The sequence below is a fragment of the Agrobacterium sp. LAD9 genome, assembly GCF_003031125.1.
Classification (GTDB): Bacteria; Pseudomonadota; Alphaproteobacteria; order Rhizobiales; family Rhizobiaceae; genus Agrobacterium; species Agrobacterium radiobacter.
Genome location: NZ_PHGS01000025.1, coordinates 182,117 through 194,648, shown reverse-complemented (window position 1 = coordinate 194,648; position 12,532 = coordinate 182,117). Strand labels below are relative to the sequence as shown.

Annotated in this window: 13 protein-coding genes; 6 read left to right on the top strand and 7 right to left on the bottom strand. The window is 60.3% G+C overall.

All coding sequences use genetic code 11. From position 1 onward, the window contains the following. Positions 1-65: 65 nt before the first annotated feature. Positions 66-1,400, top strand: a complete 1,335-nt coding sequence (locus DA915_RS22420; protein ID WP_107677361.1) for an aspartate aminotransferase family protein — start codon at positions 66-68, stop codon at positions 1,398-1,400. 143 nt (positions 1,401-1,543) lie between these two features. Next, on the top strand, positions 1,544-3,364 hold the full coding sequence (locus DA915_RS22415; RefSeq protein WP_107677360.1) for a methyl-accepting chemotaxis protein: 1,821 nt from the start codon (positions 1,544-1,546) through the stop codon (positions 3,362-3,364). Between the two features lie 99 nt (positions 3,365-3,463). Here DA915_RS22415 and DA915_RS22410 read toward each other — a convergent pair whose 3' ends face one another. From DA915_RS22410 to DA915_RS29015, 4 genes are all read right to left on the bottom strand, one after another. Then, the gene (locus DA915_RS22410) at positions 3,464-4,249 is read right to left on the bottom strand and encodes a L,D-transpeptidase (protein ID WP_003506330.1); all 786 of its coding nucleotides are present in this window, start codon (positions 4,247-4,249) and stop codon (positions 3,464-3,466) included. A 19-nt stretch (positions 4,250-4,268) separates the two neighbouring features. Beyond that, positions 4,269-5,324, bottom strand: coding sequence for a murein L,D-transpeptidase family protein (locus DA915_RS22405; protein WP_162690265.1), 1,056 nt, complete (start codon positions 5,322-5,324; stop codon positions 4,269-4,271). A 175-nt stretch (positions 5,325-5,499) separates the two neighbouring features. Then, on the bottom strand, positions 5,500-6,279 hold the full coding sequence (locus DA915_RS22400) for an SDR family NAD(P)-dependent oxidoreductase (RefSeq protein ID WP_107677359.1): 780 nt from the start codon (positions 6,277-6,279) through the stop codon (positions 5,500-5,502). Between the two features lie 2 nt (positions 6,280-6,281). After that, positions 6,282-6,665, bottom strand: coding sequence for a hypothetical protein (locus DA915_RS29015; RefSeq protein WP_031234233.1), 384 nt, complete (start codon positions 6,663-6,665; stop codon positions 6,282-6,284). 94 nt (positions 6,666-6,759) lie between these two features. On the opposite strand from DA915_RS29015, the gene DA915_RS22390 reads away from it, so the two are divergent. Next, positions 6,760-7,341, top strand: coding sequence for a DNA-3-methyladenine glycosylase (locus DA915_RS22390; RefSeq protein WP_087745633.1), 582 nt, complete (start codon positions 6,760-6,762; stop codon positions 7,339-7,341). Here DA915_RS22390 and DA915_RS22385 read toward each other — a convergent pair. From DA915_RS22385 to DA915_RS22375, 3 genes are all read right to left on the bottom strand, one after another. Beyond that, positions 7,310-7,504, bottom strand: a complete 195-nt coding sequence (locus DA915_RS22385; RefSeq protein ID WP_003506322.1) for a hypothetical protein — start codon at positions 7,502-7,504, stop codon at positions 7,310-7,312. The two genes, DA915_RS22390 and DA915_RS22385, sit on opposite strands and share 32 nt — an antisense overlap. A 228-nt stretch (positions 7,505-7,732) precedes the next feature. After that, the gene (locus tag DA915_RS22380; RefSeq protein WP_003506320.1) at positions 7,733-7,930 is read right to left on the bottom strand and encodes a hypothetical protein; all 198 of its coding nucleotides are present in this window, start codon (positions 7,928-7,930) and stop codon (positions 7,733-7,735) included. Positions 7,931-8,104: 174 nt separating this feature from the next. After that, on the bottom strand, positions 8,105-9,118 hold the full coding sequence (locus tag DA915_RS22375; RefSeq protein WP_060724784.1) for a substrate-binding domain-containing protein: 1,014 nt from the start codon (positions 9,116-9,118) through the stop codon (positions 8,105-8,107). Positions 9,119-9,386: 268 nt separating this feature from the next. Here DA915_RS22375 and DA915_RS22370 point away from each other — a divergent pair, with 268 nt between their 5' ends. From DA915_RS22370 to DA915_RS22360, 3 genes are all read left to right on the top strand, one after another. Further along, the gene (locus tag DA915_RS22370; protein WP_107677358.1) at positions 9,387-10,652 is read left to right on the top strand and encodes an ABC transporter substrate-binding protein; all 1,266 of its coding nucleotides are present in this window, start codon (positions 9,387-9,389) and stop codon (positions 10,650-10,652) included. 64 nt (positions 10,653-10,716) lie between these two features. Beyond that, the gene (locus DA915_RS22365) at positions 10,717-11,691 is read left to right on the top strand and encodes a carbohydrate ABC transporter permease (protein WP_107677357.1); all 975 of its coding nucleotides are present in this window, start codon (positions 10,717-10,719) and stop codon (positions 11,689-11,691) included. Further along, on the top strand, positions 11,688-12,521 hold the full coding sequence (locus DA915_RS22360; protein ID WP_087745639.1) for a carbohydrate ABC transporter permease: 834 nt from the start codon (positions 11,688-11,690) through the stop codon (positions 12,519-12,521). Before DA915_RS22365 ends, DA915_RS22360 begins: the two co-directional genes overlap by 4 nt. Positions 12,522-12,532 lie beyond the last annotated feature (11 nt).

Here is a 12,532-nt window from a genome sequence, read left to right as displayed (position 1 = left end):
AGAGAAAAGGGCTTGTTCAGTCGCAAAAATAGCTTTCAATCACCGGCAACGAACAGGAGACCACCATGGACAATCCGAGCCGATCCAATTCCACCTCACTCGACAGCTACTGGATGCCGTTTACCGCCAACCGGCAGTTCAAGGCCAATCCCCGCCTGCTGACGAGCGCCGAAGGCATGCATTACACCAGCAATGACGGACGCCAGGTTCTCGACGGCACGGCTGGCCTATGGTGCGTCAATGCCGGCCACGGCCGCCAGCAGATCGCCTCTGCCGTAAAGCACCAGCTTTCGACCATGGATTACGCACCCTCCTTCCAGATGGGACACCCGATTGCCTTTGAATTTGCCGAACGGCTGGCCGAAATCGCGCCCGGCCCGGAAGGAGCGAAGCTTGATCGCGTCTTCTACACGGGCTCCGGATCGGAATCGGTCGATACGGCGCTGAAGATCGCCATCGCCTATCAGCGTGCCATCGGCCAGGGCACCCGCAGCCGGCTGATTGGCCGTGAACGCGGTTATCATGGCGTCGGTTTCGGCGGCATCTCCGTGGGCGGCCTTGTCAACAACCGCCGCGTTTTCCCGCAGATCCCCGCAGACCATCTGCGCCACACGCATGATCCGGCGAAGAACAGCTTCGTCAAGGGCCAGCCCGAGCATGGCGCAGAGCTTGCGGACGATCTGGAACGCCTGGTCGCCCTGCATGGCGCGGAAACCATCGCCGCCTGCATCGTCGAACCCGTGGCCGGCTCCACCGGCGTGCTGGTGCCGCCGAAAGGTTATCTGGAACGCCTGCGCACCATCTGCGACAAGCACGGCATTCTGCTGATTTTCGATGAGGTCATCACCGGTTTCGGCCGCATGGGCTCCACCTTCGCCAGCAACTATTTCGGCGTTACGCCAGATATCGTCACCACGGCCAAGGGCCTGACCAACGGTGCGATCCCCATGGGCGCGGTCTTCACCAGTCGCAAGGTGCATGATGCGCTGATGCATGGGCCGGAAAACCAGATCGAGTTGTTCCACGGCTATACCTATTCCGGCCACCCGGTAGCCTGCGCCGCCGGCATCGCGACGCTCGACATCTACCGCGATGAGGGCCTCTTCACCCGCGCGGCGGAGTTGCAGGATGTCTGGCACGACGCCATCCACTCCCTGAAGGGCCTGCCCAACGTCATCGACATCCGCACCATCGGTTTCATCGCCGGTATCGAGCTGCAGTCACGCGAAGGTGCTGCCGGCGCACGCGCCTATGATGTCTTTACGGATTGCTTCGAGCGCGGCCTGCTTATTCGCGTCACCGGCGATATCATCGCCCTTTCACCGCCGCTGATCGCCGAAAAATCCCATTTCGACGATATTGTCTCAATCCTCGGCGATGCGCTGAAACGCGCAAATTAAAGTATAAACTTCTAATAAAGCAAAGGCTGCAATAAAAATTGCAGCCTTTTTTTTGCTTTTATCAAGAGCAGAGCGAAATAGATCATTTATTAAGCATATTCTATTATTTTTTCACAGCATAACCAACAGCGCGGGAGCGTTCCATGGCGTCGATACAGCAGAAGACAATATTGGCAAGCGTCGCCATCTTTTTCATCGCCGGCAGCGCCACAGGTGTCGGCATGTGGGCAACGGAAACGCTCAACCGTAATAGCGAATATGTGGCGCTTTCGGCCCATGTACTTCGCAACCACATGCAAGCGGACATGATGCACGACGCGCTGCGTTCCGACGTGCTCGCCGCCATTCTTTCTTCCGATGAAGGGATGGGCCTGGAGCTGAATGCGGTAAAAGCCGATCTCGCGGAACATGAATCCACCTTCCGGCAAATGATCGAGGAAAACAGGTCTCTGTCAGCCGGCACAAACGTCAGGGCCGTCATCGACGGCGCCGAAAAACCGCTTCTTGCTTATATCGATGCCGCCAATGCGGTTGTCGGCCTTGCCGGCGCCCGTCAGGAAGAGGCTCTCAAACTGATGCCCGAATTCACGCGGCAATTTTCGGCGCTTGAAAAAGCGATGGAAACAGCCGGCGACCAGATCGAAGCCCTTTCCGACGCCGCCTCGGCCGAAAGCGAAAAGACCAAGGCGACCATCAACCTCGTTTTGAAGGGGCTGCTGGTTCTAGCCGTGCTTTTCTCCGCCGGACTTTTCCTCCTCACCCGCAAGTCAATCATCCTCCCCGTTCTGCAATTGTCGAAGAATATGGAAATCCTGGCGGCCGGCGATACGTCGCAACCGCCCTCCGGCACCGACCGCAGGGACGAGATCGGCTCCATGTCCGGCGCGGTCGAGATATTCCGGCAGGCAGCCATCGCCAACCGGGCGCTCGAAGAGCAGGCAACTTCCGCCCGCCGGCAGGCGGAAGCCGACCAGGAGGAAACGCGGCGGCAGGCGGAGGAAGATGCTTCCGAGCGGCTGCGCATCGCCACCTCCGGCCTCGCGGCCGGCCTGAAGCGGCTCGCATCGGGTGATCTGGCCTTCCAGCTCGACGATGCCTTTGCCCCGCAATTTGAAGCCCTGCGCCACGATTTCAACAGCTCGGTGCGGCAACTGGCCGAAACGCTCTTCGCCATTTCCGATGGCATCGGCACCATCGACGGTAGCAGCTGCGAGATCGCCGCCGGCGCCGGCGATCTTTCCCGCCGCACGGAAAATCAGGCCGCCTCCCTTGAACAGACGGCCGCTGCGCTCGATGAAATCACGGTCAACGTGTCGAACGCCAACAAGCGCGCCGCAGAAGCAAGGCTCGCCGCCACAGACGCCAACGAAAGCGCGCTGAAATCGGTCGAAGTGGTCGGCCATGCCGAAGAGGCGATGCGCCGCATCGAGACCTCGTCGCGGCAGATCACCGGCATCATCGGCGTCATAGACGAGATCGCCTTCCAGACCAATCTTCTGGCGCTGAATGCTGGCGTTGAAGCCGCCCGCGCGGGCGAGGCCGGCAAGGGCTTTGCCGTGGTGGCGCAGGAGGTGCGCGATCTCGCCCAGCGCGCGGCAAAGGCCGCAAGTGAAATCCGCGATCATATCCGCCAGTCATCCGTCGAGGTGGAAAGCGGTGTGAAGCTGGTTCTCGATACCGGCACGGCGCTGAAGGATATCGGCGAACGCATTGCCGGCATCGACCGCCATATGAATGCGATAGCCACATCGGCCGCCGAACAATCGACCGGCCTTGCGGAGATCAACGCGGCCGTAAACTCGATGGATCACGCCACCCAGCAGAATGCGGCCATGGTGGAACAATCCACCGCCGCTTCCGCAACACTTGCCGCCGAAACGGCAAAGCTGCGCGCGCTGGTATCGCGTTTCCGTCTTGAGATGGAAATTACTGGCAGCCGGGAAGAGACACGCCGAGTTGCGTGAGAGCAATGGTGAAACGCGAGAACATCGCCTCGCATCATACAGTCCTTGAGGCGGGCCACACTCACGGCGCGCCTGCGCCGTGAGGTGAACGTTTCTTGATCAATAGGCCTGTGTCGGCTGCGACAGGCCGTCGCCGATCACGCCATTGCCGTATTGCGCCACGGGCACACCTTCCTGGCCGATCGGCACGCCCTGCTGCGCGGGGCCGAGTGCCGTCACGACGATCGGCGTACCGTCAGGCACGCGGTTATAAAGATCGATGATATCCTGATTCAGCAGGCGCACGCAGCCTGATGAGACCGACTTGCCGATGGTCCACCATTCAGGCGAGCCGTGCAGGCGGTAGATCGTATCCTTGCCATCCTTGAAGATATAGAGCGCACGCGCGCCGAGCGGGTTCTTGAGGCCCGGCTCCATACCGCCGTTACGGCTGCTATAGGGTTCCAGTTCCGGCTGGCGGGCGACCATTTCATCGGGCGGCGTCCAGCGCGGCCATTGCCGCTTGTACTGAATGACGCCGCGGCCGGACCATTCGAAGCCTGCACGGCCGAGACCGACGCCATAGCGCATGGCCTGACCATTCTCATAGGTGAGATAGAGGAAATGATTGGCCGTATCGACCACGATGATGCCGGGGCGTTCGCCGGTCGGGTTCGCCACCATCTGCCGCAGGAACTGGCGCGGAATCCGCTTATAGGGGATTTCCGGCAGCGGGAACTGCTCGTCAGGCCTCGGACCGTACATGGCGGCATACATCGGGTCTTCGGCAGGTGCCGCGGGCCGGGCGGCCTCACGCGCCGTTGTGTTGCAGCCCGCAAGGCCGGCAAGCGCCAGTCCACCTGCTCCAAGCAGGAAACCCCGCCGGGTCGTTGTCGTCTCGTTCAATTGAAAAACCTCATTTACGTCATCTCACGCTGGCAAAGGGATCTGCCAGCGCCGCCTCCGGGCGGCTGATAGGGTACTTCGTGCCGGAAACCTGCGATGCCATGGCCTTGGCGCCGCTGGATTTCAGAATGGCCCGAAAGCTTGGATGCATGCCGCCGTCCACATACGCGCTGAGGGAGGCAGAAGTTCCCTCGCTCATCGCGGCGGCAAGTTTTTGTTGCTCTTCACCGAGTTTTGACGCCACCAGCGGATCCTGCAGGTTGACGGCCGGCGGGCACGCCGCCAGCGGATCGGCAGGCTCGCCGCCGGCAAATTCACTGTTGAAGACATAACGGCGGCCGCAGACGGAAACCTTGGGCTGCCGGCGCGTCACCTCGAAATAGTCGTAACCTTCCTTCAGCGTCTTCCAGAACGGCATGTTGGGGTCATCCCGATGCGCCACCATATTCCGGGCGCTCATGCGGAAGGGATAGGCCTGCACCTGAAAGCGGTCCTGTCCGCCCTGCAATGCACGCGCGACGATAGCGTAAATCTCACCCACCTGGGCGTCGGTCATGGCGTAGCAGCCGGAAGAGGAGCAGGCGCCGTGCACCATCAGCGCCTCGCCGGTGTAACCGAGCGCCGATTCCAGCCGGTTGGGATAACCGAGATTGAAGGAAACGTAATATTGTGAGTTCGGGTTCAGCATGCCGGCCGAGACATGATAAAAACCTTCCGGCGCCTGCCGGTCACCAGTCTTCATCTTGGGGCCGAGCTTTCCCGACCAGCGGCACATGGGATAGGACTTGAGGAGCGCGTAATTTCCTGTCTTGTCGACCTTCCACACCTCGAGTTCGCTTTCCTGCTTGAAAATACGAACGAGGACCGGGCTTTCCGGGCGCATGCTCTTGGCCGACATCTGCGCCATCATCTTGGACGACAGTTTCGGCGGGTCTTTCTTGACACTGTCGAGGCCCATGGAGGTGCACGCCGCAAGACCGCCGCCGATCGCGACGACCGCAGCCATTCTTGCCCCTGCCTTTACCTTATGCCGCAACCCCGCAACCGCGAAATCCAGCAATGCCTGCATGCCCATGGATTGTTCTGCCCGCCTGATTTGCCCGCCTTTCCGGCAGACGCTTAACTATCGAAGGTGGCCACAACACGGCAACCTCGCCCATGTACAAAGTCTCGTGAACAGACGTTACCCATTCGTTAATCATAGGGACACAAGCCCGTGATGCCGTTGGCGCTGAGCTTGGATGCCGTAATTATCGGAGCAGCCCCTGGCCGCCATCGATCCATACCGGCGTGCCGGTAATGTGACGGGATGCATCCGACGCCAGGAAACCGATCAGCGCGGCGACGTCGTCGCTCGTTCCGGCCACGCCGCCGGTCACAGGAATGTCCCCGGCGGGAAAACGGACAGGAACCTCCGTTTTTTCCCGCCCGCGTATATCGGTATTTTCATCGATTGCCGTTTCGATTTCGCCGGGACACACCGCATTGACGCGGATACGGTGACGCCCCAGTTCCAGCGCCAGTTGCTGCGCCATGGCAAGTTGTCCGGCTTTCGTCACGGAATAGGCGGTAGCGCCGGGCGACGTGAAGGTGCGTGTACCATTGATCGACGAGATGATGACGATGGATCCGCCGCCGGCCGCCTTCAGATGCGGCACGCTTACATGAACGGTGAGATAGGTGCCGCGCAGGTTGATGCGGATCGTGTCGTCCCATTCGGACGGTTTCAATTCATCGATGGGTGCCCAGACGCCGTTGACGCCAGCATTCGCCACCACGACATCAAGCCGCCCGAAATCCCCAACCAGTGCTGCGACCGCATGACGCATAGCCTCCTCATTCGCCACATCGGCCACAAGGACCTTCGACGAACCGGATGCGGCGCCTATTTCCCGCGCGACATCGTTCAATTCTGATTCGGTGCGGCCAAGCAGGCCGAGCGAGAACCCCTCCGCAGACAGATGAAGGGCGGCAGCGCGGCCGATGCCGGAGCCAGCGCCGGTGACGAGAGCGACTTTGCCGTCAGCCAATGTTACAGGCCTCCCTTTCTGGAGGCGATGGAGGTGCCGATCGCCGAGACGGGATCGCTAGCTGGAAAGCTTTCCTCCAGCCCCTCTTCCAACTCCTCCTCCAGAACGTCGCGATCCTTCGATGTGCGGGCGCTCGCCTGACCGTGCGGAGCCTCATCCTGCGCCGTACCGAGAGCGGAAAATTGCGAAGGCGCATCCGCGCCATGGCGTGTTCCGAAGGCGGTGAGCTGCACCATTACCGCACTTGCCCGCTTGATGGCCTCCGCATCGTCGATCCCTTCAAGACCATCGGCAAGGCGAACAGAGACCTGATCACCGTCGCTGCCGACGAACTCGACGGAGATAACCCCGTTATTGCGTTTTACATAGGTCGTCGAAAGTTGCATGACATGCCCTCCGGCTTGGAAAGCACCGGCAAAAACCGGTGCGGGGAAACGAATAAGCTGACTTCAGAACGACACAGAGCGGAAGGGGTTCCGGATGGATGAGGCCTTTGGCCCGGAAATGCAGGAGAGTTTCTTCCTGCGCGATGCGGTGGATGTGGCCCGCGCCCTCATCGGCGCGGAGTTCCGCATCGGCAATACCGGCGGCATCATCGTGGAAACCGAAGCCTATCATCCGGACGACCCGGCATCCCACAGTTTCAACGGGCAGACCCCGCGCAACAGGGCGATGTTCGGCCCGGCCGGCCGTCTTTATGTCTACCGGTCCTACGGCATTCACTGGTGCGCCAACTTTGTCTGCGCTCCGGGCTCCGCCGTGCTTCTGCGCGCCATCGAACCGATCACCGGTATAGACATGATGAAACTGCGCCGGGGAACTGACAAGCCGAAACTTCTATGTTCAGGCCCGGGCCGACTTTGCCAGGCGCTCGCGATTACGGGAGAGATGGATGGCGCGCCGTTGAACGCACCACCGTTTTTCCTGCGGTTGCCGAAAGAAGCCGCCGCCATCACCAGCGGCAGGCGAATCGGCATCAGCCGCGCCACAGAATACCCGTGGCGCTTCGGGCTCAAGGGCTCGGCTTTCGTCAGCAAGAAATTCCAGACTGGAGACCCGTGAAAGACGAGAGCACCTTCGGCGGCCCGTCATTTTCGTCGGGGTTGGGTACCGGCACCTCGTCCGGCAACCTATCGGGTTCGGGCTCTTCCACCGGCGGTATGTCCGGCTGCGGCGGCACGGGCATCGGCGGTTCGGGATAGGGTTCGACGGGAACGGCTGGCATCGCGGCCTCCTGATAAACACGCTTTGCCGCAATGGACACAAGCTGCGTTTTTATCTCTCGGGACAACGCCTTCGCGCCGTCGCCAATCGGGCGGCGCGACACCCAATTCGCCCATCGGTCAAATGCCGGTCAGGTCCCTTCGGTCCGGTTGCGCCGCCCAGCGGGTCGTACAGGGAAACGCGGGCACGGCCTGTCCGTTCCGTTTTTTAAGGAAGTTTTTTGCGACGCTCAGGCGAAACCGAGCGCGCTGCGGGAAATATCGCGGTTTTCGCAATAATCGCGGGAATGAGCCTCGTGACCATGCTCGCGCGCGGTCGAACGGGAAAGTTCCGGGCTCGGAACGTTGAGCAGCGCATCGGCATAGGTGCCGGTTGCCTCGACGTCATCGATCACAGTCTGCTGTTGCGGTTTTAAAAATTCAAACATCCGTCCACCTCCTTCGACACGTCCCCTCAACGCGCCGGCCCGGGTCCTGTTCCATAACACCCGTAACTGTTCCGATTATACATGAGACGGCGCGGACGTATAGATGACGAAAGGCGAACGTTATCAACTGACGTTCACAAAACGGAGTGGAATCAGTGAGCTATGACGAGAAGCTCAGGCAGGGCCGACCGATTCCCGCAGGATCAGTTCGACCGGCCACAATTCCTGAACCTCGCGCACGGGACGACCGCCGATGATCTGCAACAACAGATCCGTCACCCGAATGCCCGCCATGCGCATGGGCGAGCGGGTGGTGGAAAGCGGCGGCATCATGCTTTCCGGCGTCAGATAGGGAAACACGTCGTCATGGGCGATGACGGAAACGTCCTTGCCGATCACCAGCCCCATCTGCGTGGCGGCGCGATAGACACCCTGCGCCGTCATCATCGCGCCCGCGACGAAGGCCGTCGGGCGCGGCGTCTGTTCCAGCAGCGAGCGGGCAAAGCGGAAGGCGGTATCTTCGCTGAAATGCGCGTTCATCATGAAACGCGGATCGGGCGTGATGCCATGAGTGGCCAGCGCATCCCTGAACCCCTGCTCGCGGTCCTGAACGAAGGTGCGGCCGACGGGACCGTTGATCAGGGCGATGCGGCGATGGCCGCGCTCCAGAAAATGGATCGTTGGTCGATAGGTTACATCGTGGTTGTCGATATCAAGCCAGGCATGTTCGAACGGCGTCTTGGAGCGGCCATGCACGATGAAGGGCACGCCCAGCCGGTGAAGCAGCGCGATGCGCTCATCCTCGGGGCGCGGCGAATGCACGATGATGCCATCCACCCGGCCGCTCGCCGCCAGCCGGCTGAAAATCGCCAGCTCCTCATCGAGATTATTGTCGACGGTGACGCTGACGAGAATGTCGGTTTCTTCCTGTTCCAGACGGGTCGCCATGCCCCCCATGAATTCCGAAAAGAAATGTCCGCCGCCCGAACGGCCCATGACGACGCCGATGGCACCCGCCCTGCCGGTTGCCAGCCTGACGGCGTTAGCATTCGGCCGGTAGCCGTATTTCAGCGCAGCATCCATCACCCGTTGCCGCGTTTCCTCGCGCACCTCGGGATAGCCGCCAAGCGCCCGGCTGACGGTGGTGGGCGACAGCCCGACCTTTTCTGCGAATTCCTTGAGTTTCATGTTTTTCGCCAATTTGCCCCTGCATGCGTTGCCGCCGCAGATTTTTCAAGCGGACAATAATTGAAAACGATTTCAATTTTTATCCAACTGAAACCTTACAGTTGGTCATTTCGAAATGCAAACACCACAAAACTGCCGTCGGAAATGCCGAATTTTCACACAATTAGAAAGAGTATTGACAGATTGGTCCGCTTTTGAGAGCCTCGCACCAGTCAAAAGCGCTTTCAATTTTGAGGACAATCGGAAGCGTCAACGGAGGAGTTTGACAATGAATATTTCCATGAAGACTTTGTTCCTGTGCGGCAGCGTACTTTCTGCCGCCGTTTCAGCGCAGGCGGCCGAACTTTCCATCGCCGCCAATTCCACCGGCAAGAACATCGCGTTCTTCCGCGAGCGGATCGCCGCCTTCGAGAAAGAGACCGGCCACAAGGTCAATCTCGTCACCATGCCTTCTTCATCAAGCGAACAATTCAGCCAGTACCGGCTGTGGCTCGCCGCCGGCAACAAGGATGTCGACGTCTATCAGACCGACGTGATCTGGGCGCCGCAGCTCTCCGACCAGTTCGTGGATTTGACCGAAGCGACCAAGGACGTCATCGGCGATCATTTCCCCTCCATCGTTGCGTCGCAGACCGTGGACGGCAAACTTGTCGCCATGCCGATGTTCACCGACGCACCCGCTCTGTTCTATCGCAAGGACCTTCTGGAAAAATACGGCAAGCAGCCGCCGAAAACCTGGAAGGAACTGGGCGAGACCGCCAAGGAAATTCAGGACAAGGAACGCGAAGGCGGGCAGAAGGACCTCTGGGGCTTCGTTTTCCAGGGCAGCGCCTATGAAGGCCTGACCTGCAACGCGCTCGAATGGATCGCATCCGCCGGGGGCGGCCATATCGTCGAGACCAACGGCGACATCTCCATCAATAACGAGAAAGCCGCAGCCGCGATCGAAGCCGCCAAGGGCTGGGTCGGCACAATCGCACCGCAGGGTGTGCTCGCTTACAAGGAAGAGGAAGCGCGTGGCGTGTGGCAGACTGGTAATTCCGTCTTCATGCGCAACTGGCCCTATGCCTATGCACTTGGAAATGGCGCCGACAGCGCCATCAAGGGCAAGTTCGGCGTCACCCCGCTGCCGGCAGGTGCAGAAGGCGAAGCGCCTGCCTCGACACTCGGCGGCTGGAACCTCGCCGTTTCGAAATATTCCGACGATAAGGACGCGGCCATCCAGCTCGTGAAATTCCTGGCATCGAAAGACACCCAGAAGATGCGTGCGATCCAGCTCTCCAACATGCCGACGATCGCCTCGCTATATGACGACAATGATGTCGCCGCCGCACAGCCATTCATGCCGACATGGAAGCCGATCTTCCAGACCGCCGTTCCGCGTCCTTCCGCTTCGGCCAAGGTGAAATATAACGAGGTTTCGGCCAAGTTCTGGGGCGCCGTGCACAACACGCTCTCCGGCAACGGCTCGGCAGCGGAAAATCTCGAGCTGCTCGAGGTCGAACTGACCGATCTCAAAGGCAACGGCTGGTAATCCGGCTCGCGCGGGAGGCGGTCTTGCCTGATCGTTTCCCGCGCCCCAACCGCGAGATGTCCCCATGAATGACACCACCCTTCAAAGACCGGTTGCGGCATCCGGCACCGGCTCCGACCTTCAATCGGAACGACTGAAATCCGCCTGGCTGTTTCTTGCCCCCACATTTCTGGTGCTGGCACTGGTGGCCGGCTGGCCACTGGTGCGTACCGTCTGGTTCAGCCTCACCGACGCGTCGCTGACCAATCTCGATGGCGCGCAATTCGTCGGCCTCAAGAACTACTTCACCTGGATCACGCTCAGCAGCGGCCGCACCATCTATCGCGGCCTGCTGGCCGATCCCGCCTGGTGGGGTGCGGTTCTCAACACCCTGAAATTCACCATCCTCTCGGTCAGCTTCGAAACCGTGCTCGGCCTCATCGTCGCGCTGGTGCTGAATGCCGAATTCAAGGGACGTGGCCTCGTGCGCGCCGCCATCCTCGTTCCATGGGCCATTCCCACCATCGTCTCAGCGCAGATGTGGGCGTGGATGCTGAACGACCAGTTCGGCATATTGAACGACCTGTTCCTCAATCTCGGGCTGATCTCCAACAAGATCGCATGGACTGCCAATCCGGATACCGCGATGGTCGCCGTGCTGATCGTCGATATCTGGAAGACGACGCCGTTCATGGCGCTGCTCATTCTCGCCGGCCTGCAAATGGTGCCGAAGGACATGTATGAGGCGGCAAAGGTGGACGGCATCCATCCCGTCAAGGTGTTCTTCCGCGTCACTTTGCCGATGATCCGCCCTGCGCTCATGGTCGCCGTCATCTTCCGCATGCTGGATGCGATGCGCGTTTTCGACCTCATCTACATCCTGACGCCCAACAACGCTCAGACACGCACCATGTCCGTGCTGGCACGCGAGAACCTGTTCGATTTCGACAAGTTCTCCTACGGTGCTGCGGCCTCCACCATGCTGTTCCTCATCATCGCCTCGATCACTGTGATTTACATGTGGCTCGGGCGCGTCAACACCGATGGAGCCGCGCGATGACCCTGCCAAGCATCCTGAAAACCACCGCCTTTTATGCGCTGGTCGCCGTCATCATGGTGATTTCGGTATTCCCGTTCTACTATGCGATCCTGACGAGCCTGAAATCCGGCTCGGCGCTGTTCCAGGTCAATTATTGGCCGCGCGAATTCTCGCTGACAAATTATAACTTCGTCATCGGCAACGGCACGTTCCTGCGAAATCTCGGCAATTCGCTGTTCGTTGCATCTTCAGTCGTCATACTGTCGCTGTTCCTTGCGGTAACAGCGTCATATGCCTTGGCCCGCGTCCGCTTCCGGGGCCGCTCGCTGCTTCTGCTCACCATCCTGTCGGTTTCGATGTTCCCGCAGATCGCCGTTCTCGCCGGTCTGTTCGAACTGATCCGCTGGGCGGGCATCTTCAACACGCCCTTGGCGCTGATTTTCTCTTACATGATCTTCACCCTGCCCTTCACGGTGTGGGTGCTGACAACCTTCATGCGCGACCTGCCAATCGAAATCGAGGAGGCGGCGATTGTCGACGGTGCGACACCGTGGGTCATCATCACCCAGGTGTTCATGCCGCTGATGTGGCCCGCGCTGGTTACTACCGGGCTTCTCGCCTTCATCGCGGCATGGAACGAGTTCCTTTTCGCGCTCACCTTCACCTCATCGAACGAACAACGCACGGTGCCGGTCGCCATCGCGCTCCTATCGGGCGGTTCGCAGTTCGAAATCCCCTGGGGAACGATCATGGCCGCGTCCGTCATCGTCACCGCCCCCCTCGTCGTCCTCGTTCTGATCTTCCAGCGACGCATCATCTCCGGCCTCACCGCCGGCGGCGTCAAAGGCTAGGAGAAAATCAA

Coding starts and splice junctions, on each gene's coding strand:
- DA915_RS22385 (WP_003506322.1), bottom strand. CDS start 7,504: ATGCCAGCCGTTCCCGTCGAACCCTATCCCGAACCGCCGATGCCCGTG.
- DA915_RS22390 (WP_087745633.1), top strand. CDS start 6,760: ATGGATGAGGCCTTTGGCCCGGAAATGCAGGAGAGTTTCTTCCTGCGC.
- DA915_RS22360 (WP_087745639.1), top strand. CDS start 11,688: ATGACCCTGCCAAGCATCCTGAAAACCACCGCCTTTTATGCGCTGGTC.
- DA915_RS22365 (WP_107677357.1), top strand. CDS start 10,717: ATGAATGACACCACCCTTCAAAGACCGGTTGCGGCATCCGGCACCGGC.
- DA915_RS22405 (WP_162690265.1), bottom strand. CDS start 5,324: ATGGGCATGCAGGCATTGCTGGATTTCGCGGTTGCGGGGTTGCGGCAT.
- DA915_RS22415 (WP_107677360.1), top strand. CDS start 1,544: ATGGCGTCGATACAGCAGAAGACAATATTGGCAAGCGTCGCCATCTTT.
- DA915_RS22375 (WP_060724784.1), bottom strand. CDS start 9,118: ATGAAACTCAAGGAATTCGCAGAAAAGGTCGGGCTGTCGCCCACCACC.
- DA915_RS22420 (WP_107677361.1), top strand. CDS start 66: ATGGACAATCCGAGCCGATCCAATTCCACCTCACTCGACAGCTACTGG.
- DA915_RS22380 (WP_003506320.1), bottom strand. CDS start 7,930: ATGTTTGAATTTTTAAAACCGCAACAGCAGACTGTGATCGATGACGTC.
- DA915_RS22370 (WP_107677358.1), top strand. CDS start 9,387: ATGAATATTTCCATGAAGACTTTGTTCCTGTGCGGCAGCGTACTTTCT.
- DA915_RS29015 (WP_031234233.1), bottom strand. CDS start 6,665: ATGCAACTTTCGACGACCTATGTAAAACGCAATAACGGGGTTATCTCC.